Genomic DNA, 25,435 nt, shown 5'->3' on the forward strand with positions numbered 1-25,435 from the left:
TGTTCTGAAATGAAATTTACCATATTTTTCTGAAGAATGGAAGGAGTAAATTGCAGCAGTTACGCTTTCGCTTTTTGCAAACGGATTTCGTCCAGAAACGCTTGCATCGTGTTCGTTACAAATGAATCTTTTCTACGAATAAAAACGGTTGTCACCTCATGATAAGGCTCCGGGATGCGATGAATATGAACCGTTCCGCTCTCGACCAGGTGATGTACGGCCGACTTCGGCAAAATGGTAATACCGATCCCCGCTGCTACGCCCCCGATAATGGTCTCAAACGTTCCGAACTCCATCACTTTTTTCGGAATCAAGCCCTCCACCTTCATCCAAGTCTCTAACCGTTCTCGATACCCGCAGCCCTTTTTGTAGAGCAAAAGAGCTTTCCCTGTGATATCACTGGCGGTGAAGGAACTGTTTTTCGTTACCAACACCAGCTCCTCTTGAAACACTTGCTCCTGCTCGATCAAAGGATGGTTAATCGGTCCACTCACGAACGCTCCATCCAACGCGAGATCCAATACTTTTTGTAGCAAATGCTCTGTCACGCCCGCCTTCAGTGAAAGATCCACATGCGGATACTGGCTGCAATACGAGGATAGCAACCTCGGAAGGGCATTGATCGTCTCGACCATCCCGACCTCCAGCACCCCGGAAGGCTCGGAAGCCCGATGAAAGTACTTTTGCATTTCTTCGAATTTGGCGATGATCTCCCGCGAATATTCGAGTAGGCGCTTCCCTTCCGTATTTAAGGTCATGCCTCGCTTGTTGCGATAAAACAAAGGTGTCCCCAGCTCTTTTTCCAGCAGCTTGATCCGCGCCGTCACATTCGACTGAACGTAGCTCAGCTCGGCTGCTGTCTTGCTCACGCTGCCCAATGTGGCGACCATCTGGAATATTTTCAAATCATTGATCTCCACGTTTCTCTCCCTCTTTTCATCCATCACTGAAAATGATACATAAAGTTATTATCAATCATTATACTAACATATTTGCATCCAGTATGATGTGGTAAGTCAACATTTAAGCAACTAAGAGAAAGTTCAAAAAGACATCTTTTTGAACACATAGGAAAAGGGAGAAATCGCATAATGAACAAGCAACTACTTTTGGGGTCTATTTTCTGCATGGTCGCCAGTATGTCATGGGGGGCGATGTTTCCAGTTGCGCACATCGCACTGCAAGAGATCGATCCATTTTACTTCTCATTTCTTCGCTATTTTTTCGTAACGGTCATCTTGTGCGGTTTGCTTTGGGCAAAAGAAGGCTTGTCTGCTTTTCGTTTTGAGGGGCGCGGGAAGTCTCTGCTGTTTTTTGGAACAATGGCGTTTACCGTCTACAATATGGGAGTATTTCTCGGGCAGGATTTGATGGGAGAGCCAGGCACGATTGCCGCGTCCATTATGGAAGTGCTCATGCCGATGATCTCGATTGTACTTTTGTCCATTACCACTAGAAGGCTGCCGCCGTCCTATACGTTGGCGACGATTCTCGTAGCCTTGGTGGGCGCTGTCCTTGTAATTACCAATGGCAATCTTACCTTCTTTACTACAGCAAGTGAGCATTTGATCCCGTTGTTCTTCATTTTCATCGGTGTCGTGGGTTGGGTTGTCTACTCGATCGGCGGCGGACGTTTTAACACGTGGTCTACGCTTCGCTACTCCACGTTGACGTGTCTATTGGGAACAGGAGTGAATTTCGTGATTGTCACGACCTCCTCACTCTTTCAATGGCTTCCGGTTCCTACCTTCGAAACGGTGATGTCCATCAAATACGAAATGGCGTTCATGGTTCTTTTACCCGGCTTTGTTGCTCTTTTGAGCTGGAATGCAGGCATCAAGCTGCTCACTCCGCTCAACGGCATTTTGTTTATCAACCTGGTTCCAATCACGACCTTTGCCATGATGGCGTTTCAAGGATATGAGATCAGCCGTTACGAATTGTGCGGCACCTTGCTCGTGATCCTGGCCCTGATCGGGAACAATCACTTCCAAAGAAAGCAACTCCAATACCGTTCCGTCACCAAGCAACAACCGAGTGGAAGAAAAGTTCCGTCCATGTAGTCTAAAAAAAGGAAGGATAGAAATTCAGGAAGCCCTGAATCTCTATCCTTTTTTCTATCGATGGTCGCCACTACCCCTGCGTGATGCATACATGTTTAACAGAAGTGATCCGAATATTGTCCGACTAGTACCTTCGTTGTTTCAATCCAGAGCTTGCGGTGCAAAATCGTCGGGCCCAACCTTCTTTCCATGAACCGCAGCATGGGCTCGTTGTCATGCTCGATAAAGCAAATGCCAAAAGGAAACGCTGGCTGCACCTGTTCAATGGTTTTCATCAAAAGCGTAATTCCTCTTGCCTGCTTCTGATACTTTTCCTGGACAAACATCGTTTTGTATAAAAGCAGATTCCCGGCCATTCGCTGTACGATCACCCAGCCAATGACTTTCCCCTGATAGCGCAAGCCTGTACTGTAATCGGGATCGAATTTTCCTTCTTCAAAAAATGGCGACAAAAGCGACGTGTACCATTGCCCTTCACCTTGCTCAATTTCCAGACGCTCTGCTGGGGTCAGGTCTTTCCATGGAAAGAGGGTAAAACCTTCAGGGAGAGACAGCTTCTCTACCCACTGGCACTCTCCCATCCGCATCGAGCCGAGTGTGTACATATAGGTTTTTACCTTTGGCAACTGCCAGCCTTCCCTGATCGCAATTTTGGAGAGCCATGGAAAATCCTGCGCTTTGATGAAGCCTGCAAACTGTCCATCGCTGATGCCTTGTTCTCTCATTTTTTGCTCAGCGTGCCACAACAGCTTCATGCCCATTCCCCGCCGTTGATGCCCCTCTGCTACCACAAGCTCGATGATCTTGGCCTGTCCTTCGCTTACAGCGGATCGCCCCAACACGATGCCCGCAGGCTGATTGTTGTTAGAAGCCCCGAATCCCCAAACAGATGAGCCGTTGATCTGGTCCAGCCACTCCATGTGCTTTGGGTGCACCAACGATTTATACGCCCGTGCAGTGCTAGCAGTCAGTTCCTCTAGTTGCAATGTTCGTACCTCCTCGATGGACTTGGCTTACTCATTGCTTGGGTTTTACAGGTGCTGTTGCTGTACCTTGTATGAGGTTCCCGGCCTTATCCCTTATGAAGCCTGGCTCAAAGGAAACCTTGCTCTGTTCTGTGATGAGGGACCCGAACGTAGTGTAGAACGTATCCTGAAACGTTACGTGAATGGTGTTTCCTGATACCTGGAATCTGGCATACCCCGTCACTTCTCTCTTGTCGTCAAAATTCCCGGAAGGTGAGAATAACAACCGCAAATTGGGATTTGGGTCATTACGTAGTGGCTCTGACGCCGACAATGTATAAGCTGTTCCCTCTTCGGTAACGTCTGGGGACAATTGTGGGTTTGTAGCATCAAACCCGACACCGATCTCCTCTGTATCCAGTAAATCTTGGCCGCGATACAGCTTGAACACTGCATAAGAGTTGTCATCTTCTGTAACCGCTGGTTTGGCCTTAAACGTTACTCCATAATCTCCATGGGTCATTTCCAGTAAAGACTCGTCGACCTCGACGGTGATGTACTCCTTTTCATTGATAACAAAACGATCCAACTGCTTGTCATAGTTGTACGAGAGAGGCTGGTTTTTTACAGATACCTCAAGATATTCGCTCAATGCCCTTTTGTCCATTGCGGGCTCCCATTTGTCGCCAATCGTAACTTGACGGTTCTGAGTCGGAGCAATCGGCAGCTCGATCTTTGCATCTGGCAAACGATCTACGCGTGGATTGTTGAACAACATTTGTGCTTTTTCTACATAGGACATCCAATGTGTTTTTTCTGGACCTTCACGCAGAAGCTCAACCTTGGAATAGGCTGCGTCGATCATTTCCTGAGTGACCTTGGGCCTTAGTTCGATCATATCATTCGTTGTAAAAAGTCCCTCAACTGCTCGCTTCACTTCCTCCGGGAGATTATTCCCTAGATCAAATAACTCCTGTGCTTTTTGGATGTCTGCCAACAGCAATACCTTTGCCTCCGAACCATCCTTTAGCTTATCTACCTTTTCCTTCGCTGCATGGATCGTGCTTTGTGTCACTTCCGGTTTTAGTGCTGCCTGATTTGCATCGGTGAACAGGTCACGCACGGCTTTTTTGGCTTCAACGAGCAGCAAGTCGTCATACTGGTCCTGTGCCTTCTCGATATCGGCTAGCAGACCAGGCTTTTCCTGCACGCTATTATCCAGACCTTCGACCAGCTTCTTGGCATCATCGATCTGTTTCTGGGTCGTTCCTTCCCGCAGCTCCTCTTTCTTTCCATCCGTAAACAGCTCTTCAACAGCTCTCTTCGCCTTTAGCAGAGCCGGGATCGGTGGAGGATCGATTGGGGACGGAATCACAATGACGGGGTCTCTGAAACGGATGGAAAAACTGTCACTTTTGACATCTTTCTGTGCTCGTTTGATGCTTCGCTTGTCGATCGTGAAGCTAACCTCTTTTACAGTGTCCGCGACGGTATGCTTTTTGGCCTGTCCCGTGAACAAAATGATGAGCTCGTCGTCGCTCTCTTGGTTGACCTCAATATCCAGCCCCTCAGGCAGATTATGTACTTCGATATCATCGGCTGATAGTTCACCAAGGAACTTGCCATTTGATAGCTTGAGCGTTTGTTTGGCTGTGATGCTGCCATCATTTGCCCCTGCTTCTTCTATCACTGTCTCGCTGACAGAAAGCGCTGGCAAATCAGGCAGCTCGGCTCCATCTACGGCTATCTCAAAGACGGCTTCTGCATCGTCCATTTTGGCTGTAATTTCAACGAGTCCTTCGTTCTTGGCTGTTACCTTGCCCTCGATGTTGACGGACGCAATTCGTTTATTGCTAGAGCTCCAGAGCAACTCCCGTTTCATAACGATACGGTTATTTTCATCGAATGCAACGGCGACCAGCGGCAACGATTTATCCGTACGATCTTTGGTAGATAGCTGGGCATCCTCTGCGACCGCTACCAGCTCGATCCGCTCTGCTTTTGTCCCTTTTTCGGCAATCACGTATGGTTCAAATTCTTCTTCTTCACCGTCATACTGCAAGCGCAGGGAAACCGTCTGTTCTTTTTTCGTGGCACGAATCGGTGAAAAGCTGAGCAATACAAGCTGCTCTTTCTCTAGCCAAATAAAGTTTTGGATTTTGATCCGTGTAGGATTTCGATCATCTATGGCGGCCGTCAAACGGAAATTCTTTGCAACAGGTGCCTTGTCTGGAGCATTCTCCAATCGATAGGCAATAAATCCATTCGTCGCTGTGTGCCCCTCTGTCTCTAGCAAGGACTCCCATGACTGGTTCTTTTCTACTTCTACTTCCTCTGATGCCTCTCGTACTTCCCCACCCGTTTGCTCTTCTGCTACGGAAACGCTGGCTGTCCCAATTGTCTGGATCTCTTTAATCGGATAGGAAACGGCTGCATAGGCATTGCCGACAAAAGAAAGCAAAAAACCCGTAGATACAACCGCTGTTAGGATTGTTTTGGCTTTTGGCTGCTGTTTGCCCATATGTATTACCCCCTCTTTTTCTTTTGTATGACAAAATCATGCAAACTAATGCTATCAGAGGGGAAAGTGAAAAAAACCTAACAAAAGTTAGGTTTTTGACGTTCTTTTTTTAGACGAGTAACAGATCGATAAAAGATGCTTGATCCAGATTCCCGAAAAACTCCTGCAGATTGATGTCGGCGAGTCTCTCACTGATTGAGGAGCGATCGTACGGCGTATCTCGCAGCACGGCTTCCAGCTCCGCTATATCACGTACACCGAAGAAATCTCCGTATATCTTCGCTTCTTTCATTTTGCCCTTTTCAATATCAAGCTGGATCTCCACGGTACCGATATCGAAACGTTTGGATTGACGGTAATTGCTTTTCGGTGACTTACCGTAGTTCCACTCCCAGGTCTGGTAACGGGAACGGGAAAGCTCGTGAATGTTCTCCCAGTCCTTTTCAGTCAGCTTGTATTCTTCGATCTCTCCTTCTCCAAAAATCGAACGGAGAACCGCCAGACGGAACTCTTCAATGGTCATCTTCGTCTCCAAAAACTCTGAGATGTTGGCGACACGGCTGCGAATCGATTTGATCCCTTTGGACTGGATCTTCTCTGCGTTTACCTTGAGAGCAGACACGACGTTTTCCATCTCCGAATCAAAAAGCAGCGTGCCGTGGCTGAACATGCGTCCTTTGGTCGAATACTGTGCGTTTCCAGAAATTTTCCGTTCCCCGACCTGTATGTCATTTCGTCCTGTGAGCTCTGCTTCTACCCCTAATGTTTTCAAGGCTTGTACCACAGGAGCCGTGAATTTGCGGAAATTGTGGAAGGACTCGCCATCATCATTCGTTATAAAACTGAAGTTGAGATTGCCCAGATCGTGATAAACAGCACCACCGCCAGACAGTCTGCGAACGACGTGAATATGGTTTTCTTCTACATAATTCGCATTAATCTCCTCAATCGTGTTTTGGTTTTTTCCGATAATAATAGAGGGTTCATTGATATAAAACAGCAAATAGTCTTCACTGTTGGGCAAATGCTTCAGGGCGTACTCTTCAATCGCCAAATTAATGCGCGGATCTGTAATCCCTTGATTATCGATAAATTTCATGAGAGAGCCTCCATCCGTAAGCGTTCTATCTTCCTAATCATACCACTTCCTGCCGGTCTGCACTGCTTTCGAATCTGCTCATGTATGAAGCATTATTTCCTAATCTAATTTTTTGTTGATTTTTTAAAAATCCACTATAAAAACGTTTTCAGATTGTCGATAATTGACGTAAGTCTAGGGGCAATCATCTTGGTGTTTTCTTTTCTAGATAAAATACTATGGATCAACGAGGTGTTCTTTATGAAAACAGCCAAGTTCTCCCGTTCAAGCTCTCTGCGAACTAAGCTCGTCCTGTTATGTCTCCTGCTATTGGCACTTCCTTGCCTTAACATCGGAATTCAGGGCTATTATTCTGCGAGCTACAGCTTGGACGACTTGGGCAGCCGTATCTTAAAAAATAACGTGAACTTGACGATTGAAATGATTGATGTTCTCCAGAAACAGGTCGAAGCTGGAAAAATCAGCAAAGAAGATGCACAAGAGCAAGTAAAACTTCACATCCTCGGCCCCAAACAGTCGGATGGAACCCGCTCGATTAACAAAAATGTCGATTCGGGTGCCAGTGGATACATGTTCGTTCTGGATGAGAAAGGTGTCTTGCTCGCCTCTCCTTCCATTGAGGGGAAGAATCAATGGGATGCAAAAGATCCTGACGGTATCTTTTTTACCCAAGATATGATTAAACGCGGTCAGGAAGGTGGCGGCTTTACATACTATCAGTGGTCGAAGCCAGCGGAGCCAGATGTTCTCTATCCGAAAATTGCTTATTCCAAGCTAGACCCTCACTGGGGATGGATCGTAAGCGCCAGCAGCTACATGGAAGACTTCAATGCCGCTGCTGAAAGTGTACTGTCTGATTTGCTGATCGTGCTGGGAATCTCCTTGATCGTCGGATTCGTCGTCTCGTGGTATGCCTCCGGGTTCATTTCCAGACCTATTGCCCTGGTTGCCGAGCGCGTGAAAGAAATTGCCGGTGGTGATCTGTCCGGGAAAGACATCGTCGTAAAAAACCGTGATGAAATCGGACAATTGGTCCATGACGTCACCCATATGACAGCGAATTTGCGCGAGCTCATCTCTCGTGTCCGCGTCAGCTCTCTGCATGTCGCTTCTACCTCTGAGGAGCTGACGGCGAGTGCAGAACAGACGAGCAAGGCAACCGAGCAAATTGCCGTCACGATGCAAGAGATCGCCGTCGGAGCAGAAGATCAGTCCAAAACGATCGATGGTACGGTCAAGACGATCAACGACATGTCCTCGAGTTTGCAACAAATTGCGTCCAGTTCCGAACAAGTCTCCCTGACAGTCGATACAACGAATATGCTGGTCTCAAACGGCAATGAAGCAATTGTCGGTGCCATCGCTCAAATGAATTCCATCAACACAACTGTCCAAGAGCTGGCAGAATCAATCAAAATGCTTGGTCACCGCTCTTCAGAAATCAGCAACATTGTTGAGGTCATTACATCCATTGCCGAACAGACGAACCTGTTGGCGCTAAACGCTGCGATTGAAGCGGCTCGTGCTGGAGAGCATGGACGTGGATTTGCTGTCGTCGCCAATGAAGTACGAATCTTGGCCGAGCAATCAGCAAAATCTACTCAGCAGATTAAAGACCTCATTAGCGCGATTCAAGTCGATACGAACAAAGCCGTATACGTGATGGAAACAACGACATCTGAGGTTTCGGCAGGAATCGAAGTCGTACATGAAGCCAGCAAGGCCTTCCAGGAAATTTTGTCTGGAACGACAGAAGTAGCACGTCAAATCCAGCAAGTTACCACAGCCACTCATCACATGACAACCGGAGCAGAGCAAGCTGTCCATTCCATTGAAGCGATTGCCACCACTGCGGAGACAACGGCTTTCGGAACACAAAACATTTCCGCCGCCGCTGAACAACAATTAGCCTCTATGGAGGAAATCTCGTCCTCTGCTGCTTCCTTGTCAAAAATGGCGGACGAGCTGCATGAATCGATTCAACAGTTTAAGGTGTAAGAATCATCTCTGAAACGAAAAAGGCTGCCTTTGCTGGTCACCCCTGACCTCGCAACGCAGCCTTTTCCTCTCCCTATCAGCCTAATTAAACCCGAGGCGGTTGCTCCGCTTCCCACGTAATCGAAATCGTCGTCCCCTGCCCGACAGCTGTTTTCACCTCGATAGAACCACCAAACGCTTCCACTAATGCCTTTGTAATGACCATCCCTAGACCAGAGCCTTCCGTGCGGGACTCGGTGTCTGTGCCACGATAATACCTCTCAAATAGTCGATCTGCTGTTTCTTCATCCATCCCGCTACCATTGTCGCTAAAAATAAGCAAAGCTGTAGCTGGCCCGACTGCTTGTACGCTGATGGACACAATCGTACCGCTCTCGTTGTGAATCAAGGCATTGGCAACCAGATTATCCACGATACGCTGAAACCAAGGCTTGTAGACGAGCATGTAAACAGGTTCGGGAGAGGGGGTAAACCGGATGCAGCCTTCTGGGTACAACGGATGTTTTGCTGCTTCCGTAATGGCTTCAGCTGTACAACCATTCAAGTCAACGAGCTCGACCGTAGGAGCACCTTGTCCGTTCCTCAATCGATACGTCAACGCCAAATCGTTGATCAAGTCTTCCATATACGCTGACTTGTCCAAAATAATTTTGGCGAAGGTATGTACCTCTTCTGCCGTCCACGTATACTCGGCATTTCCTAATAGATGCGCGTACCCTTTGACAGAGGACAGCGGCGTTTTCAGATCATGGGAAACGCCCGCTATCCACTCATTTCTCAATTGCTCCGTTTCATGACGAAGCTTTTCGTTGCGGTTAAGCGTTTGCGACAAGGAGTCCATCGAGTCGATTACATCTTGGTAGATACGGTATTTGCGCTTTCTCTTCCCTCGCTTGTCTTGGCTTAGCGGAACACCATCCGCATTGGCAGGCTCCTCGTACTGCCCCCCACGCAGAAAGGTCAACCACCGTAATACGTGAACAATCGGTGCGCCAAATCGCTGTCCGAACAAGTAGGACACAATCCCGAAGACGAGCATCGCCGACAAGAGCAACATGCCCATCCCGATATAAAGGGCCTTACTTTCCGGTGTCAAAAGCGGTTCTTCCCCGGGAGTCGTTCCTGGCAACGGATAACTGAGTACCCAGGTTTGGCCGCTTTTTTGATCATAATGCGATACGATTGTTGCTCCGTAGCGATCCGGGTATATCGAACGCAGGGCCAGTTCTTCCACGGTGAAGTCCTTAATCGCTTTTGCAGGCTTATTAAAGGAAGCCAGCTCTCCCCCTTTCGGATCTAAGAGCTGCACCCAGCCCGCTTTACTCTTCAATTGATTTTGGATGCTTGGAGGAAGCAGGATCTCGTTATTTTTATGATCAGCCTCCTCGATCAACTGTTGCAAGAAGTCGTCATCGCGGTTCGTCATTCCATACAGCAAGGTGTGTACCACGCCGTCTTTTTCCTGTATCCATAACGATAGCTGATAGGGGAACGGGCTTTTCCGGAGCCAATAAGCCGTTAATTGGCCAGGGCCGTAGTAGCTGGGTACGTCAGGCGGGGTAAAGAAAGAGTCAGTGACATACCCCTTTTCATCAATCCGCTGAAGCCACCCTCCGCTATCTCGCACCTTCTCCAACAGCTCGGGGTCAAAGCGGACATCCTCTCCCTCTACTTCTAAGGTCTGGATCAGCCGCTGCAAGCCGACGCTTTCAAATTGACGTGAAGACTGTACTTTTGACATTTCTTCAAGCGTCCAATATAACGTAAACCCGGCTAGCACAAAGAGAATGAGGCCAACCAGCACCAACCACATGATCAAATGGAGTGCGATTCTGCTCTTAATATTCATTAGGAAGGCCCTTTTTCACCATTTTGTACCCGAGTCCCCTAACGTTCACCAAAAACTCTGGCTGCGCTGGATCGGGCTCGATGCGCTCCCGAATCCGATGGATATGTACCATGATAGTGTTGTCGTCACGTAAGCTATTCACGCCCCATACTCGTTCGTACAGCTCGCTTTTCGAAAATATCCGATTCGGATTTTTGCACAAAAATAGCAACAGTTGAAAAACAAGGGACGGACAAGGAATGACTTTCCCCTCCACACAGAGCTCCCCTGCTGCTTCATGGACTTGAAACCGACCAAAATCATAGACCCCTTGAACGGGTGCTGTCGGTACAACCGCGTTCGGTTTGCGTGTACGGCGAAGCAATGCCTTGATGCGTGCAACGATTTCCATCGGGTTAAACGGCTTCGTCACGTAATCATCACCGCCAACGGCAAATCCGGTTAGCTTGTCAAAATCGGTGTCTCTCGCACTCAAGAACAGAATTGGTGCATCCGTCAGACGGCGGATGAATGGGCAAGCTTCTATGCCGCTCATATTCGGAAGCGTTACGTCCAGAACGATCAGGTCATAGCTTTTTCGTTCGCATGCACAGAGCGCCTCCTCAGATGTTTTCACCTTGTCGATCGAGTGGAATCCTTCTTTGTGCAGTACGGTCTCAAGCAATTGGAGGATCGCTTGCTCATCGTCCACGAGAAGGATAGCTGCATCTTTCACGATCACTTCGCTCCTTTTGCGCTTTTGCGTTATCCTCCATTTTATCATGCGTAGTGTCGGCGCGCGTCCGCAACAACCTTAACGGAATCATAATTTTGCCGCGACAGATTTAAGTATCCTGTAAGCCAGCGTTTCATGTCCGATAAGAGTGGCTTTCTATAATGAAACGAGCACTTAGAACAAGATAGGAGTGGCGACATGAAAAAAGTTTGGATTTCACTTGTAGGAGCAATTCTTTTGACAGGATGTACTGCGCAATCAGAGGCAACCGCAATCCCCTCAACTACTGAATCCCTCACAAAGAAAAAAGAAGGTGCAGAGACGATGACGGATCAAGCGGAGTCTATTGTGCAAGCTCTCCTTAACGGAAAAATAGAGGAGGTATATGAGCAAACAAGCCCGTCATTCAAACAGCAGGTTTCAAAAACACAGTTTGTAGAAGGGTATACTGCTTTTAGCTCGGGGTTGAAGTCGTGGAATCAGCATTCCCACACGTCCGTAAACGGCAGCTATTATGGTACCTGGGTGGATCAGGACGCCAAACGGGGCCTTGTCCTTACGACGGATGAAAAAGGGATCATTACGGGTGTTTTATTAAAGCTGCTGCAAAGCTATCCTGACACCGACAATGCTTTGACAAAGCTGGCGTATAGCGCACCGTTTACAGGTGAGTGGTATGTGTTTTGGGGAGGTCAGAATGTCCTTTCAAACTATCACTACGAGGTGGAGAGCCAACGCTATGCATACGATCTGATTCAGGTCAAAGACGGATTATCCTACAAGGGGGACCCTGCGAAAAACGAGAGCTATTTCGCATTCGGGCAAGAAATACACGCACCGCAGGCAGGAACTGTTGTACATGTCGTCCATGATCTCAAGGATAATGTCCCTGTCGGAACGATGAACGCACAAGAGCCCGCTGGCAACGTCGTCATCCTCGATCATGGCAATGGGGAATTCAGCTACTTCGCCCATTTGAAGGAAGGCTCCGTAAAGGTAAAGGTTGGCGATCATGTGGAGAAAGGGGATTTGCTTGGGCTATGTGGCAACTCTGGCAATTCCAGCGAGCCTCATCTGCATTATCAGGTCTCTGATGGCAAAGATTTGTTCCATAGCAAATCCATTCGCGTGCAGTGGGAGAACGGATTGAATCCGCGTCAAGGTGAAAGCATTACAGCGAAGTAAATCGTATAGCGGTTAGACAGCGGCAGTCCATTCTTTGTCTTGTATCCAAAGAGATGGACTGTCGCTTCCTTTTAGAGGACAATATTATACTCCATTATCTTGGCAGTCTGTTCCGCTACTTCTGCTTTTTGCAAACATCTCTAGTTTTTTTAGCTGTAAGATTCTGCTAGAGTCATTAATAGAAGATAAAAAATGATGGAGGAGGTCCGCTGTCTGATGAGTACCAGCCCAAATATTATAGAGGTCGCGTCCCTCATAGGAGAACCATCCCGCGTCTCCATCCTGATCAGCCTGATGAACGGCAAGGCACTCCCCGCCAGTGAGCTCGCACGAAACGCAAAGATCACCCCCCAAACGGCAAGCACGCATTTGGCAAAGCTGGTGGAAGGCGGTCTTTTGGTCAGCGAGTCACACGGTCGACATCGCTACTATCGCCTAGCCAGCCCTGATGTCGCCCATGCCCTGGAATCGTTAATGACGATCGCTGCACCTAAGCCGGTTCGTTCCTTGCGCGAGTCGGACCAATTGCGAGCCATCCGCTATGCGCGTACCTGCTACGACCATCTCGCTGGTGAAGTAGGCGTTGCCCTGACGCAGAAATTGCTGGAGATGCAGTTGATCGAGGTATCCGATCAAGACTACGTGCTCAGTGAAACGGGAAAAAACAAGCTGCAATCACTCGGCGTAGACCTTGTGGTCAAGCCAAAGAGCAGACGTCGCTTTGCCCGTCCGTGTTTGGATTGGAGCGAGCGTCGCCATCACTTGGCAGGTAGCCTCGGAGCCTCTCTCACCAACCGATTTTTTGAGCTTGGCTGGATCGAGCGAGTGCCAGGAGGGAGGGCAGTCCGTGTCACGCCGTTAGGCAGCTCTGGTTTTATGACCGAGTTCGGACTGCAAGTAGATGAATGCAAAAAGCACAGCTAGCTACTCTGCCAGCTGTGCTTTTTTACTGACTTGCCTGCGTGGGGCAAACGTCCAGTTCACCAGGAAAATCCCTGCGAAAATCAACAATCCCCCCACATACACATGCCATTGCACGACCTCACCCAGCAACACCCACCCCGACAAAACACCGAAGAACGGAGCGAGGAACAAAAAAGCACTCGTCCTGCCCGGGTCTCCGTGATTCAGCAAGTAAAACCACGTCGCAAACTGCACAATGGAAGCCATGATCGCAAGCCAGAGGACGACAAACACAGCGGTCGGTGTCACAATCAGCTTCGGCGTTTCGAGCGTGACCCCCATCACGAGGAGCAGAATTCCTCCGAGCAGCATCTGATAAGCTGTCAGCACCCACACATTGAAGCGGACTCCCCACTTTTTAACGAGAATCGTAGCCATTGACCAAGCAAGAGCGGACCCGATCCCAAACAGCGTTCCCGTCTCCCATTGCAGATGGAAGCCAAGCGTGATGAACACCCCTACCAGTCCAACCAGAACCCCCATCCATTGCGTCAGTCGATAGGATATTCCGAGAAACAACGTGCCCCATATGACCACAAGCAGTGGGTTCATAAACGTCAGGATCGAGGATTCACCCGCTGTGATCGTACGCAGACTCAAAAAGATACACCCCATGACGGCTGCCGTCTGCAAAAATCCGATCAGACACAGCTTCCCCCAGTCACCCGCCGACTTCGGGAGCGGCTTTTTCCATACCCACGCTCCCATGATCAGTCCTGCCAGCGTAAAACGCAGTCCTACCAGCAGCAATGGTGAAAAATAGGTTAATCCAATCTTTCCTACCGCAAAAGACGAACCCATCAATGATGTCGTCACGACGACAAGTATCCCGAACAAAATTCGATTCATGGCGTTGTTCCCCCGTTTCAGGCAAGCTACTTGCTTCTTCTTACATGCAGTGTACCTGACGGTTAGTTCGATGTAGATCGAAGTGTGCAAATGGTTTACAGTCGGTACTTCTCCACCATCTTGATCCCGATTTGATTCAGCAAGACAGCGAGCACCTTCCAGACCGCTCGACGATAAAACGGCAAATGTTTGACATACACCGCTGTAAATTCCGGCTCTCCCTCTGCTCCTCTGTCCGCTTTGAATGCACCTACACCCGCACTTTGATGGAGCAGGATGCCCTTGCTCTGTGCTTCTTGTACCAAGAGGCACGACAGCATCCGATACAGCCCGGTCTCTTTGGGGAGCGTCGTATCATAGCCGAATAGCGGTGTCGTCATCACACCATTTCGTTCAAAATAGCCAAGAATGCCGTCCAGCTGTCCGTCTTTTTCCAAGCCGATGAGGGTCAATGTCCTCTTTTGCATCGCCAGTCGGACGAACTCCACCGAAAACTGTGGATTATGCCGGGAGTATTTATCCAGATACAGCGCGTTATATAAAGTAACGATTCGCTCGATATGCTGTTCTCTCAGCTCCTCATGACGCAGGATACGATAGCAGGATTTGGCAAGCATTTTTCGATCGCGGTTGAGCGTATTGCGGACCCGCCACTTGCCCTGTGCGGGCCAGTCGGGATGAAAGAGGTAGACGTAGCGGCTGGGGACCATGAGATAGCCCTTCTCTACGAGCCCCTTGTGAAAATCCGGATACAGCCTGCGACAAACAGATCGAAACGCGATGATGTGACTAGGGAACTTTTGGATGCAGCTTTCCGTGATGTCCTTCACTTCATCTGCACGCACATCATGATACAGATTCGTCGATAACAGCCAGTTGTTGACGATGACCATTTTGTTGCATTGGCTTTTTTTCATCCAGCGTCCAAGCCCTGAAAGTACAGTCGACAGTGCCAGCCTCAGCACCGCTGAATCGAGCATGCTCAGCTCTTCCTTCGCATACCTCACATAATGGGTAAACACAGAACTGACATACGAATTGTCGTACTCGGTATCGTTCACCGTTACGGGCATGATCCGATCGCCTACACGGAGTGCATGCATCTGCGTCTGTACATTTTGCACATAGCGGGATGGATGTTCCGTCATCATAGGCAACAAGTAGCTTTTGACATAGTCGGCATCCTGCCCCTGTTCCCAAGGGATTTGCCCCGCCGAAGTCCCTTCATACCATTCAATCAATGGCCTGCTCACCTGGAACAAACATCCTCTCTACCCGCCGCAATTTTTTCGTACCGAGATTCGGCTCATACGGTGCAAACACAATCGCAGGCAATTGTCCTTGCTGATCGGCAATGACTCGCTCGAGACTATGACGTACTCGTTCCTGCTCACGCGTGGACGGTCCTTCCCCATCCTTCGTGAGCAGAGCTATCTCAACTTGCTCGTAGCTTAGCTGCCGTACCGTATACTCTTCAATCGCATCAGACGAGGTAATGACGGCACGCCGGATGAAATCAGGAAAGACCGATATCCAACGCGCTTCGTTTTCATGGCGAAAAACAAACAGATCATCTGCCCTGCCCTCGATTGATTCCAGCGCCATAAACACCGAGCCGCATGGACATGGTGTGCGCTTTTCCGTCAAAATGTCGTTCAATCGATAACGGATAATCGGCTGTGTCGTCCGGGAAAAGTCTGTGATGATCGGAAAGAATCGCTCCTTTTTTTCATCGAGATATTCCTTTTCCACTACCACGAGGTCTTCATTGACATGCAACGTCCCGTGTGAGCAGCTCACCGCAAGCAGACCTTCTGTGCATTGATAAATTTGATGCACGATTTGCCCGAACACTTCTGCGATGTATATTTGATCCAACGGGTCCAGCACTTCCGCCACCGAGATTACCTTGATCGGAGATATCCGCAATTTCCCCTGACGCTGGGCAGTCGCGAGCATTCTCAACATCGAGGCTGGCGCAACCACCACCGTCGGCTGATACTGATTCAGATGTTCAAGGTGCTGATCGAGCGGTATTTGCAAATCGAAGAACGAGAATTGAATGCGACGCCTGTTGACCGCTGTATACAGGTTGCTATTCGCTCGCAAGAAAAAAGCAATCCGATGCGTCGACCATAGCTGACCAGGCAATGCTTTCGCCAAAATCACCCCTGCCCATTTCGCCTGCTCCTGCGGTCCCACGAGAAAAAGCCCGCGATTGCCAGATGTCCCAGAAGACAAGCCTACGGTCACGCCGTTTAATTGGGGAGTGAAATCGCGTGTCGTTTCTGCTTTCAGTGCAATCGCAAATGCTTCTTCCTTCTTGATCCCGTACGTATTCAGCTCGTCAAAATGGTCCATCATGCTCTTTTTATCGATTGGCTCCATCTGTCTCCAGCGTTCTGGCGTTCCCAATCTCTTTCGGTAAAAAGGAGAGGCTGGCAAAATGCGTGTCAACATTGCTCTGACCTGCGCTTCTTGCCATTTCACCAGCTGCTCACGCGAGGAAAACCGACGAGCAAGCCACTTCGTTTTTACATACTGCTTCAAGATCGTCATGATCTCCATGTGAACGCTCCTCTGCTGGCCTGCCAGACTTCCCCGCAGTGTGTCGGCATGATTTTCAGGTCGGGACGTTGGCGGGATAGCACATGCAGCCTGTGCAAATGCTCGCGATACGCCTGTCGATCCGCCATGATCAACATAGCCAGTGGATGAGGCAATAGGTTGTCGCGATATGCCTCACTCGACCAGGCAGCATCCGCGCACAAAAATACATCCCCATGATCCCGATCGCGCAGGAACACACCAAACTGCCCAATTGCATGTCCGTTCAGATCGACGATGTACAGACTCTGATCGGCAAACAAATCGTAGCCTTCCGTGTATGGCGCGTAAGCTTCGGGCAATGCCACAAGCTCTCCTCGATCAATGAAAGTCACCCGTTCTTCGAAATCGTTCGGCATCAAATCAGGCAAGTACGCCTCCCGCAGCGCCGCCCAACCCTTCTTTCCCTTCACGTGGTTGTAAGCACTCTCGAAGCAGTATAGTCGCGCATGCGGAAAATCACGCAAACCGCCGATATGATCCGCATGAAAATGGGAAATGAGAATACCCGCTATATCTGTCGTTTGGATTCCGCGTGCTGCGAGCTGCTCAGTAATACTCTCATGTGCCTTTGAGAATACGGGCGTTATTTTGCCGTACAGCGAATAAGGAAGCTTGCTCGTGGCTTCAAAAAAACGCTGTGAATAGCCCGTATCAAAGAGCAGCAAGCCGTGGACGGGATGCTCGATAAGCCCTGCGATGGCGTGAAACGGAATGTTTTTCATCCGGCCGCCCTTTCGTGAAAACATTTCGAGCTGCTGGCAGTAGCCCGTGTCCATCAGCGTCAGTTTAACGTCCATCCTGCGTCCTCCACCATTCTGTAAAGGTCTCGATGCCTTGGGCAATGCTCACCCGCGGTTCATAGCCCAGATCGCGCTTCGCCTTTGAGATATCCAAGGTTTGTGATTTGGCGAGCACACCGACCGAGTAACGTGTCAAAACCGGCTCGCGATAGCCCAAAACGGTTTTGGAGAGTGTCTCCAGCACCCAAGCTGCGGCATACGCCTTCCAATATGGCAGCTCGCGCGTTTTCAGTGGAACCCCCAAGCGCCGAAACACATCTGACAACACCTCAATCATCGTCACTGGCTCTCCATTTGTAATGTTGTAAGCCTGTCCTAATGTGTGCGCTGGAGAATCCATACACAAGATCAGCGCGTCCACGACATTTTCCACATAGGTCAAATCAATGATCGCCTTGCCTCCGTCGATCAGCGGAACGAATTTCTTTTCATTGGCGCGGATCAATCTGGGAAGGATTGCATTGTCTCCTGGGCCAAACAAGGCCCGCGGACGAATCGTGATCGTCGGTAGTCCTGCAAGAAACGCCTTGTCGACTTCCAGCTCCGCCTGGTATTTGGTTTGTGCGTATGTATTGGCAAACCGAACGGGCATCGGTTCATCTTCGCGGATTCCCAGCTTGTCGTCAAAAGCAAAATAAATACTTGGCGTCGATACATGGACCAGACGCTGGATGCCGTGCAGCTTGCAGCCCTCGATGACATGAATGGTTCCTGTCACATTCGTCTCGTACATGTCACGGTACGTTCCCCACGGGGAGGAAAAAGCAGCAGCGTGATGCACAATGGCCTGATCGCGGCAAGCCTTCACCATAGCTTCTCTGTCTCTTAGGTCTGCCCAAAGGAATCGAATGCCTCGCTCCTGCAATAGCTGGCCGATTCGCTCGTCTCGTCCTTGCGCTGTTACGTCATAGCCCATTTCATGCAGTCGTGTAGCCAGCTTCTGTCCGAGAAACCCCGTCGCCCCTGTTACTAGAACTCGCTTGTTCATTTCTTCCTCACTTCCTTATGCCTCTTCTCCGTTCCATTCGATATCGCTCGTACTGCAAGCAATCATGCTTTTTCCCGTTCGAAAGCTCTGCCAAGCCAAATCTGCCAGCATGGAGAACTGATCAAAAAAAGGCCGTGGATCATCCCACCTAAACAGTGCATCCCTTGCAGAAAGCAGGTCGCTCACCCAACGCTTTGCCTTCTCTCCATTCGTCATGCCAGCAAGACCGTATGTCAGCATCGCCATCCCTAGCATGCAAGCTTGTTTTCCAGCAGGAACAACGGTTTTTCCCCGATCAGAAAAATAGGCAGTAGCCGCGTCGTGCTGTCCTGTAAACAAATGCACACCGCTTGTCAGGCGTGGATTGCACTCAATCACATATAGCTCTCCCTGCTCATTCTCAATGAAATCAAATGCGATTTGTCCACGAAACGTATGCCGTTGCACAAAGCGACTAACAAACTCTCTTACCTGTGGATGGTCTGAATAGGCGAAGTAAATCGAGGCACCCTGCCCTGCTGTATGTGTTGTTTTGTAATCGGCGTACAAAGTGAGCTGTCCATCCAGAGCAACCGCGTAGCTGCACACCTGTTTCCCTTTTATAAACTGTTGAACTAGCCATGGTTGCCAAACTGTCGGTTGGGGCAGTGAGGACTGCCCTACCGCAGATAACGGGTCAGCCACAATTTGTACATGAGCTGCGAAGCGAGAATAGACGGGCTTCAGCACCACAGGTCCTCCTGCTTGCAGCATGGCCTCCCGCAATTGAGCCGAAGATTGTACCCGAACCGTATGCGGTACCCGTGCTCCCACCTCGCGCGCCATTTCGGCAAAAAGCCATTTGTCGTGCAACGAGCGCAGTACCTCGATTCCTTCCACAAGCACTTCACCATAGTCACGCAATTGATCCCGCCCCTGCGATACGTAAAAGATCTCCTCGCAAGTCGGGATCAACAGATCGATGCGCTCACGCTGCATGATTTCACACAGCTTTTCGATATAAGCATCCGGCTGCTGTCGGGGTGGAGGCACTTGGTAGGATCGCTCTACATAACGAGAGTGCTGGCATAAATGTCGCCGCGCACTCTCCGCTACAATGACTCGATGTCCCACAGAACCCAGCAAGCGCGCCAGCTCTAACGTAGCTGGAGCTCGTCCTCCTGTCAGCAAGACTGATTGTTTAGTATTCAAGCACAATTCCTCCGAGAGACAAGCCAGCAGATGTGCCCAACAGCATCAGGTGATCGCCTCGCTGTACTCGTTTCTGCCCAATCGCTTCATGCAGCGCCATCGGAATCGAAGCTGCGATGACATTTCCATGATCCGCCAGAATGTTCACCATTTGCTGGTCGCTAAATCCGAGCTTGCCTGCCATGATCCGCATCGCCATCCCACTGGCCTGATGAGGAATGACGGTACGGATTTGCTCCTTGGTTACGGAGGCTGACGACAGCAAACGATCCACGAATCCGGTAATCAATTGCGAGGTCAGGCGAAAAATTTTCCGTCCGTCCATATCAAATGCAAAGTCTGCTTCTCTTCCTTGGGCAAATTGTCTCGGGTGGATCAGCGTGCCGCCACCCCTTATTTCGGAATAGTGTGCGCCTTCACTGTATGTTTTCATGCTTGAACCCAAGATGCGGGAGCTTTCTGTTTCTGGCGTCCTGCCGATGACAACAGCCGCAGCTCCATCTCCGAACAGCACGCAGCTCTCTTTTTGCTCCCAATTCAAACCTGCGGAGGATATCTCTGATGAAATGATCAAGACTCGCTCGTAAATACCAACCGCCATCTGGCACGACATCACATCCAGCGCAGTGACAAAGCTGAGGCATGTCGCATTTATATCAAAGCAGGGAATACCTGATTTGCTTAGTTGAAGCTCTTCTTGAATCAAAGCAGCCGTGCATGGGATTTCCTGCTGCGCCGTACCGCTTGCACACACGATACAATCGATCTCGTGAAGGGAAAGTCCCGCCGCTTCCATAGCACGCTTAGCAGCGATGGCTCCCATCTGTGCTGCCGTTTCATTCGTCACAAAATGTCTGACGCTTACCCCGGACTTTTTCTCTACCCATCCAGCCGCAAGTCCCAGCTTTTCTTCCAGTTCTGCTGCTGTCACTCGCCGAGTCGGCAAGTATTTCCCTGTTCCGAGGATTTTGATTTTTCTCTCCATGATCGGTGTCTCCCTTAGCTCGCATTCCTACACACTATTCGACATCTGCCATTTATTTTACCTAAGTTTGTCGATTTATGGGAAACAGAATAAACACTTGGTACGAAATACCCAAGTGTTTATGTATGCTGCATTTCTTCTACTACTATAGTAAAAAGCGATAACCGACACCCCACACCGTCTCGATGTATTGCGGCTTAGCCGGATCACTTTCTATTTTTTCCCGCAGCTTGCTAATATGCACGGTCACTGTCGCGATATCCCCGTACGAATCGAGACCCCAAATTTTTTCAAACAGCGCCGTTTTGCTAAACACCCAGTTGGGGTGGGTTACCAAAAAGAGCAGGAGGTCGTATTCCTTGGAAGTGAAAGCTACTTCATTTCCATTGATATAAACTCTCCTCGCCAGCTTGTCGATGCGAATCCCACGAAGCCTGATCTCCTCTTTTGCCGTATGCGGTTTGGAATCGGAAACGAGACGGTCGTAACGGGCCAGATGGGCTTTGACTCTCGCTACCAGTTCTCCTAAGCTAAAAGGCTTGCTGATATGATCGTCGGCACCAAGACCCAGGCCACGTATCTTGTCGATGTCTTCCTTTTTCGCAGAGACGAGCAGGATGGGAATATTTTTGGCTTTCCGGACTTGCTTGCAGATTTCGAAGCCATCCACGATGGGGAGCATCAGGTCTAGAATCAGGAGGTCATACTCCTCTTGCAATGCCTTTTGCAAACCCCTATCGCCAGAAGTAGCAACATCGACCGAGTAGCCGTTTGCCTCCAAATAATCCTTTTGCACCTCTGCAATCACCGTGTCATCTTCAATGATTAAAATGTGCTTCATTCCGTGTTACCCCCGACTCTCTTGATATCTGGCAAGGTAAAACAAATACGGGTCCCGCGTCCGCTCTCACTGTCCACCCATACACGACCACCGTGCCCCTCCACAATTTGTTTGACGATGGCGAGTCCAAGACCGCTGCCTCCCATGGCCGAATTACGTGCAGGGTCCGCCCGATAAAAGCGGTCAAAAATATGGGGCATTGCTTCTTTTTCAATCCCTGTTCCATTGTCGGAGATCGCCACTAGCACTTCACCATTGGCTTTCTCCACTTTCAATCGAATCAGCTTCTCGTCCTTGTTCAAATACTTCAAGCTATTGTCCACGATATTCATGAGCACGCGATGGAGTTTTTCCTGATCAGCCATGACAAGAATCGGGCTTTCATTATGCTCGTCATAGCGAATAGATACGCCGTGCATCCGCGGGTCTAGCCGCAGCTCTTCGGCAAACTGTGCCATATATGTTCGTATATCGACTTCTTCAAAGTGAAAGGGAAGCTTGTTCAAATCCAGTCTCGAGAATAAAAACAGCTCATCAATCAGACGGTCCATCTGCTCTGATTTGATGGCAATCATCTTCATATATTTTTCTCGCTTCGCTTCCGTATCCGCAATCCCTTCCTGCACCGCTTCCACACATGCTTTTATTCCTGTGATGGGTGTTTTCAGGTCATGGGAGATACTCGAAATCAATTGTTTACGATTTTCTTCATACTGAAGCTGCAAATGGATAGAATCATACAATCTGTTGCGCATCTCTTCAAATGCTTCCCCCAGCTCTCCCAGCTCATCTTTGCGATGGAGTTGAACAGGACGCTCCAGATTGCCTTCTTTGATTTCGTTCGCTGCCTGCTTTAAGGCGTACAAAGGTCGAATGATACTGCGCGAAACAAGAAACGTTAGTACACCGTTCGTCAGCGCCACAATCGTTAGAAGACTGAGAATCAATGCGCTAAAAAAATAGATACCTGTCTGCATGTATGGGAAAGAATTCGCAAGGAAGTAGAGCTTTCCTTTCCTCTGATCAGCAAAAGTAAACTCGTACGTATCAAACGTGTAGCCGTCCTGTTTAAACGGCTTCCAGCTATGCATGAGCCCCTGATCCGGCTGATCCTGTAAATAATCAGGTACATCAGCGCTATCAATCGACGGGGAAGCAAATAGCACATGCTCGTCCTTGGTCAGAATCAATGCTCCGCCAACTGCTTGTAGCTCCTCATCCATCTCTGTTAGCAGCTTCTGGTTCGTCAATTGATTGGGAGCGTATTTAGCCATAAATGTGACACCAGCGAACAACTCGTCTCGTTTATTGAGCGTATCACGGAGGAGCGGTTTGCCTGCTCCTAGTTCCCCCCAAAAGTAATTCGCCAATCCCGATGCCACCAATCCAAACAAAACAAGGGGGATGATAATCATGGCAATATAGGAGAGCAAAAGTCTTGTTTTGATCGACATGTTTCATTACCCCCTTGCAGTCATGGTTTACTCGGATTCGGAATGCTTCGTCCAGTCTTTTCTCCATTTGTTCTTCATGTCCTCACGGGAAACCTTCTCGACTTGCTTGCCAGTAAGATCGATGCGATCCGGTGTGGTCGTACCCAAATCGGACAATCGGATATCCAAAGAAAGCTGGAGCTTGTGCTCTTTCCCAGACGTGTCTGTTCCCGAAAGTTGTACCACAGCAGTTTGCTGCTGGATTTGATTTTTCCCATCGATCTTGGCGTTCAGCAATACTTGGTCCACTTGGAAATCCTCTTGCAAGCGGGGAAGCTTCACAGATAGCCCGTTCTCAGAGGAAGACGCTTCTTGACTATGTTCGACGAGCTTATCGTAAAGAATAGGTCCGGCTACCTGGATAAATGCCGGAATTTGCTCTTCGGAGAGCTGAAGCGACGTACGCTTGCCTCCATCCGGTAGATTTTCAACGGTCGCGTTTTTTCCGAGATCGCCGAATACCGTAGTAAGCAGCTTATGCATCATTGCTCCGCGTTTGTTATCGGCGTCATTTTCTGGTTGGGGTCTTCTATCCATTTTTTCCATGACCCGATAAATGTTACTATCCCCTTTTTTAACCACGACTTGATCCTTTTCCAGAAAGGCTTGCACTCTTTTCTCGCCCAGTGTGTCTGTAATAGTCGCATCGACATTCCCGATGTGCTGGTTATGATCGATCTTTGCAACTCCCTCGAGTGTGAGCAGCTTCGTTCCGTTGTCTGTGAGTGCTAGCTGCGCGTGGGCCGTCATGCTCTTCGCTTCCTTCGTTTGTTGCAGGGCTGATTTATACACGCTCATCGTCGTGCTATCCGCACTCGCTGAAGCCCCGTATCCCCAAATCAATGCTCCTGTGATCCCAACAGACAAGCCGAAACCCAACCATTTTTTTCGCATGCTGATCCCTCCTAGTCTCATCGAAAGCAACTGTCATCGCTTCCTATACCAGTGATGATAAATAGTGGGTCTAAACATGCTCTAAATCAATTCTAAAAAAAGTGTAAAAACAATTCCATATGCTATATTGAAAGGAAGAGAGATCAGTATGAACCTGAAGTGGAGGCATTATCGATGAGTATGCAAGAAGGCTATATTGAAGTTCCTGGCGGCAGAGTATGGTACAGTCGTGTCGGCGAAGGGGAGAAAACACCTCTGATCGTCCTTCATGGCGGACCTGGCAATACGCATGATCCGCTCAAATCAACGCTTCATGTCTTAGGCAACGACAGACCCGTCATTTTCTACGATCAGCTGGGGTCAGGCAATTCCGATCGCCCGACAGATCTGACTCTTTGGAAAACCGAACGCTTTGTGGAGGAGCTCGCTTGCATCAGACAAGCCCTTGACTTAAAAGAGGTACACATCCTGGGGCATTCGTGGGGCACGATGCTGGCAGCAGCTTATTTGGTGGATGCCAAACCGGTGGGGGTACAGAGCATCATCTTCTCCAGCCCATGCCTGAGCGCAGAGCGTTGGAAACAGGACGCAGATCGTTTAATCGAGCAATTGCCAGTAGATGTGCAACAAACCATCGCCACACACGAGGAGCAGGGTACAACTGATTCACAAGAATATCAGGATGCCATGAAGGAATACTACAAGCGCCATGTGTGCCGCCTTGATCCAATGCCAACCGTCATGACAGAAAGCCGTCCAAAGGCGAACAAAGAAGTGTACATGACGATGTGGGGACCGTCCGAGTTTTGCCCAACAGGAAATCTGAAAACATTCGACTACACACCCCAGCTGCATCAAATCAACATCCCTTCCCTGTTCGTTTGCGGCCGCTATGATGAAGCGACGCCTGAATCGACTGGTTATTATCAGTCTCTGGTGCCAAACGCCGAGCTCCATGTCTTTGAAAACAGCTCGCATGTTGGCTATCTGGAAGAGACAGACGAATACGTGCAAGTCATCCGCCGCTTTTTGCAAAAAGCAGATTCGAAATAAAAAAAACGGAAAAACTTCGTATCACCGACGATGCGAGTTTTTCCGAGCCTCTCATTCTTTTTTTAAGTAAAGAAGGAAATTAAGGATGTTTAACCCTACAATGATGAAAAACATATAGGTAGACATAACGTCTCCACCTAGGTTCAATTCATCATCTATATAACCCATCATCATAAGATTCGTTCCAGAAACGGTTACTGAAATTGCTGAAATCATGCTCAGTGTGAATCCATTGACAAGATTACCTTGTTTCTTTTGAAGCAATAAAGCAACGGAAATAACGACTAAACTTATGATAAAAGTAATCATAACGAATCTTAATAAATCGTTTATCTCCACCCCTGCCATAATCATCCCCCTAATCTGTCAAATG

General features: G+C 49.0%; 22 protein-coding genes. 5 read left to right on the forward strand and 17 right to left on the reverse strand.

Translation table 11 applies throughout. From position 1 onward, the window contains the following. Positions 1 to 59 precede the first annotated feature (59 nt). Positions 60 to 920 carry a LysR family transcriptional regulator gene (locus ACUUHJ_RS25135; protein WP_015892898.1) on the reverse strand — a complete coding sequence of 287 codons (861 nt, stop codon included), beginning with the start codon at positions 918 to 920 and terminating at the stop codon, positions 60 to 62. 171 nt (positions 921 to 1,091) lie between these two features. Between ACUUHJ_RS25135 and ACUUHJ_RS25140 the strand changes: the two genes are divergently transcribed. After that, the gene (locus ACUUHJ_RS25140; protein ID WP_289674304.1) at positions 1,092 to 2,063 is read left to right on the forward strand and encodes a DMT family transporter; all 972 of its coding nucleotides are present in this window, start codon (positions 1,092 to 1,094) and stop codon (positions 2,061 to 2,063) included. Positions 2,064 to 2,158: 95 nt separating this feature from the next. Here ACUUHJ_RS25140 and ACUUHJ_RS25145 read toward each other — a convergent pair whose 3' ends face one another. From ACUUHJ_RS25145 to ACUUHJ_RS25155, 3 genes are all read right to left on the reverse strand, one after another. After that, positions 2,159 to 3,049: a GNAT family N-acetyltransferase gene (locus ACUUHJ_RS25145; RefSeq protein ID WP_289674305.1), complete on the reverse strand. Its 891-nt coding sequence runs from the start codon at positions 3,047 to 3,049 to the stop codon at positions 2,159 to 2,161. Positions 3,050 to 3,080: 31 nt separating this feature from the next. Beyond that, complete coding sequence (locus tag ACUUHJ_RS25150) at positions 3,081 to 5,549, reverse strand: toxin Cry1Ac domain D-VI-related protein (RefSeq protein ID WP_472300245.1); 2,469 nt, start codon at positions 5,547 to 5,549, stop codon at positions 3,081 to 3,083. Positions 5,550 to 5,658: 109 nt separating this feature from the next. Continuing rightward, positions 5,659 to 6,648 carry a lipoate--protein ligase gene (locus tag ACUUHJ_RS25155; protein ID WP_142497180.1) on the reverse strand — a complete coding sequence of 330 codons (990 nt, stop codon included), beginning with the start codon at positions 6,646 to 6,648 and terminating at the stop codon, positions 5,659 to 5,661. Positions 6,649 to 6,888: 240 nt separating this feature from the next. Here ACUUHJ_RS25155 and ACUUHJ_RS25160 point away from each other — a divergent pair, with 240 nt between their 5' ends. After that, positions 6,889 to 8,646 (forward strand): methyl-accepting chemotaxis protein, encoded by a 1,758-nt coding sequence (locus tag ACUUHJ_RS25160; protein ID WP_472300246.1) that lies wholly within the window; start codon positions 6,889 to 6,891, stop codon positions 8,644 to 8,646. 85 nt (positions 8,647 to 8,731) lie between these two features. Here ACUUHJ_RS25160 and ACUUHJ_RS25165 read toward each other — a convergent pair whose 3' ends face one another. Further along, entirely contained in the window at positions 8,732 to 10,495 is a 1,764-nt protein-coding gene (locus ACUUHJ_RS25165) for a sensor histidine kinase (protein WP_472300247.1), read from the reverse strand. Beyond that, positions 10,485 to 11,210, reverse strand: a complete 726-nt coding sequence (locus ACUUHJ_RS25170; RefSeq protein ID WP_472300249.1) for a response regulator transcription factor — start codon at positions 11,208 to 11,210, stop codon at positions 10,485 to 10,487. Before ACUUHJ_RS25170 ends, ACUUHJ_RS25165 begins: the two co-directional genes overlap by 11 nt. Positions 11,211 to 11,408: 198 nt before the next feature. Here ACUUHJ_RS25170 and ACUUHJ_RS25175 point away from each other — a divergent pair, with 198 nt between their 5' ends. Beyond that, positions 11,409 to 12,395: a M23 family metallopeptidase gene (locus ACUUHJ_RS25175; protein ID WP_472300250.1), complete on the forward strand. Its 987-nt coding sequence runs from the start codon at positions 11,409 to 11,411 to the stop codon at positions 12,393 to 12,395. A gap of 216 nt (positions 12,396 to 12,611) precedes the next feature. Beyond that, positions 12,612 to 13,319, forward strand: coding sequence for an ArsR/SmtB family transcription factor (locus tag ACUUHJ_RS25180; RefSeq protein ID WP_289674311.1), 708 nt, complete (start codon positions 12,612 to 12,614; stop codon positions 13,317 to 13,319). Here the strand turns inward: ACUUHJ_RS25180 and ACUUHJ_RS25185 are convergent, their stop codons facing one another. The 10 genes from ACUUHJ_RS25185 to ACUUHJ_RS25230 all read right to left on the reverse strand — a co-directional run bounded on the left by ACUUHJ_RS25185 (position 13,320) and on the right by ACUUHJ_RS25230 (position 24,009). Beyond that, a complete protein-coding gene (locus tag ACUUHJ_RS25185; protein ID WP_289674312.1) occupies positions 13,320 to 14,207 on the reverse strand; it encodes a DMT family transporter in 888 nt (295 codons plus the stop codon). Between the two features lie 95 nt (positions 14,208 to 14,302). Then, positions 14,303 to 15,448, reverse strand: a complete 1,146-nt coding sequence (locus ACUUHJ_RS25190; protein ID WP_472301243.1) for a GNAT family N-acetyltransferase — start codon at positions 15,446 to 15,448, stop codon at positions 14,303 to 14,305. Then, complete coding sequence (locus ACUUHJ_RS25195; protein ID WP_472300251.1) at positions 15,441 to 16,775, reverse strand: F390 synthetase-related protein; 1,335 nt, start codon at positions 16,773 to 16,775, stop codon at positions 15,441 to 15,443. The genes ACUUHJ_RS25190 and ACUUHJ_RS25195 overlap by 8 nt, the downstream gene beginning before the upstream one ends. Further along, positions 16,763 to 17,614, reverse strand: a complete 852-nt coding sequence (locus ACUUHJ_RS25200) for an MBL fold metallo-hydrolase (RefSeq protein ID WP_472300252.1) — start codon at positions 17,612 to 17,614, stop codon at positions 16,763 to 16,765. The genes ACUUHJ_RS25195 and ACUUHJ_RS25200 overlap by 13 nt, the downstream gene beginning before the upstream one ends. Then, the gene (locus ACUUHJ_RS25205) at positions 17,604 to 18,605 is read right to left on the reverse strand and encodes an NAD-dependent epimerase/dehydratase family protein (RefSeq protein WP_289674316.1); all 1,002 of its coding nucleotides are present in this window, start codon (positions 18,603 to 18,605) and stop codon (positions 17,604 to 17,606) included. The genes ACUUHJ_RS25200 and ACUUHJ_RS25205 overlap by 11 nt, the downstream gene beginning before the upstream one ends. Before the next feature lie 15 nt (positions 18,606 to 18,620). Continuing rightward, complete coding sequence (locus ACUUHJ_RS25210) at positions 18,621 to 19,796, reverse strand: ATP-grasp domain-containing protein (RefSeq protein ID WP_472300253.1); 1,176 nt, start codon at positions 19,794 to 19,796, stop codon at positions 18,621 to 18,623. Then, complete coding sequence (locus ACUUHJ_RS25215; RefSeq protein WP_472300254.1) at positions 19,786 to 20,781, reverse strand: beta-ketoacyl-ACP synthase III; 996 nt, start codon at positions 20,779 to 20,781, stop codon at positions 19,786 to 19,788. The genes ACUUHJ_RS25210 and ACUUHJ_RS25215 overlap by 11 nt, the downstream gene beginning before the upstream one ends. A gap of 145 nt (positions 20,782 to 20,926) precedes the next feature. Beyond that, on the reverse strand, positions 20,927 to 21,622 hold the full coding sequence (locus ACUUHJ_RS25220) for a response regulator transcription factor (RefSeq protein ID WP_472300255.1): 696 nt from the start codon (positions 21,620 to 21,622) through the stop codon (positions 20,927 to 20,929). Further along, positions 21,619 to 23,076, reverse strand: a complete 1,458-nt coding sequence (locus tag ACUUHJ_RS25225; protein ID WP_472300257.1) for a sensor histidine kinase — start codon at positions 23,074 to 23,076, stop codon at positions 21,619 to 21,621. Before ACUUHJ_RS25225 ends, ACUUHJ_RS25220 begins: the two co-directional genes overlap by 4 nt. A 27-nt stretch (positions 23,077 to 23,103) precedes the next feature. Next, positions 23,104 to 24,009, reverse strand: coding sequence for a hypothetical protein (locus ACUUHJ_RS25230; RefSeq protein WP_472300258.1), 906 nt, complete (start codon positions 24,007 to 24,009; stop codon positions 23,104 to 23,106). A gap of 174 nt (positions 24,010 to 24,183) precedes the next feature. On the opposite strand from ACUUHJ_RS25230, the gene ACUUHJ_RS25235 reads away from it, so the two are divergent. Next, positions 24,184 to 25,062, forward strand: coding sequence for a proline iminopeptidase-family hydrolase (locus ACUUHJ_RS25235; protein WP_472300259.1), 879 nt, complete (start codon positions 24,184 to 24,186; stop codon positions 25,060 to 25,062). 51 nt (positions 25,063 to 25,113) lie between these two features. On the opposite strand, the gene ACUUHJ_RS25240 is transcribed toward ACUUHJ_RS25235, so the two are convergent. Further along, positions 25,114 to 25,410, reverse strand: coding sequence for a hypothetical protein (locus tag ACUUHJ_RS25240; RefSeq protein ID WP_472300260.1), 297 nt, complete (start codon positions 25,408 to 25,410; stop codon positions 25,114 to 25,116). Positions 25,411 to 25,435 lie beyond the last annotated feature (25 nt).

This window comes from Brevibacillus schisleri (assembly GCF_055685845.1).

Coding starts and splice junctions, on each gene's coding strand:
- ACUUHJ_RS25140 (WP_289674304.1), top strand. CDS start 1,092: ATGAACAAGCAACTACTTTTGGGGTCTATTTTCTGCATGGTCGCCAGT.
- ACUUHJ_RS25150 (WP_472300245.1), bottom strand. CDS start 5,549: ATGGGCAAACAGCAGCCAAAAGCCAAAACAATCCTAACAGCGGTTGTA.
- ACUUHJ_RS25155 (WP_142497180.1), bottom strand. CDS start 6,648: ATGAAATTTATCGATAATCAAGGGATTACAGATCCGCGCATTAATTTG.
- ACUUHJ_RS25160 (WP_472300246.1), top strand. CDS start 6,889: ATGAAAACAGCCAAGTTCTCCCGTTCAAGCTCTCTGCGAACTAAGCTC.
- ACUUHJ_RS25165 (WP_472300247.1), bottom strand. CDS start 10,495: ATGAATATTAAGAGCAGAATCGCACTCCATTTGATCATGTGGTTGGTG.
- ACUUHJ_RS25175 (WP_472300250.1), top strand. CDS start 11,409: ATGAAAAAAGTTTGGATTTCACTTGTAGGAGCAATTCTTTTGACAGGA.
- ACUUHJ_RS25180 (WP_289674311.1), top strand. CDS start 12,612: ATGAGTACCAGCCCAAATATTATAGAGGTCGCGTCCCTCATAGGAGAA.
- ACUUHJ_RS25185 (WP_289674312.1), bottom strand. CDS start 14,207: ATGAATCGAATTTTGTTCGGGATACTTGTCGTCGTGACGACATCATTG.
- ACUUHJ_RS25195 (WP_472300251.1), bottom strand. CDS start 16,775: ATGGAGATCATGACGATCTTGAAGCAGTATGTAAAAACGAAGTGGCTT.
- ACUUHJ_RS25200 (WP_472300252.1), bottom strand. CDS start 17,614: ATGGACGTTAAACTGACGCTGATGGACACGGGCTACTGCCAGCAGCTC.
- ACUUHJ_RS25205 (WP_289674316.1), bottom strand. CDS start 18,605: ATGAACAAGCGAGTTCTAGTAACAGGGGCGACGGGGTTTCTCGGACAG.
- ACUUHJ_RS25215 (WP_472300254.1), bottom strand. CDS start 20,781: ATGGAGAGAAAAATCAAAATCCTCGGAACAGGGAAATACTTGCCGACT.
- ACUUHJ_RS25220 (WP_472300255.1), bottom strand. CDS start 21,622: ATGAAGCACATTTTAATCATTGAAGATGACACGGTGATTGCAGAGGTG.
- ACUUHJ_RS25225 (WP_472300257.1), bottom strand. CDS start 23,076: ATGTCGATCAAAACAAGACTTTTGCTCTCCTATATTGCCATGATTATC.
- ACUUHJ_RS25230 (WP_472300258.1), bottom strand. CDS start 24,009: ATGCGAAAAAAATGGTTGGGTTTCGGCTTGTCTGTTGGGATCACAGGA.
- ACUUHJ_RS25235 (WP_472300259.1), top strand. CDS start 24,184: ATGAGTATGCAAGAAGGCTATATTGAAGTTCCTGGCGGCAGAGTATGG.
- ACUUHJ_RS25240 (WP_472300260.1), bottom strand. CDS start 25,410: ATGGCAGGGGTGGAGATAAACGATTTATTAAGATTCGTTATGATTACT.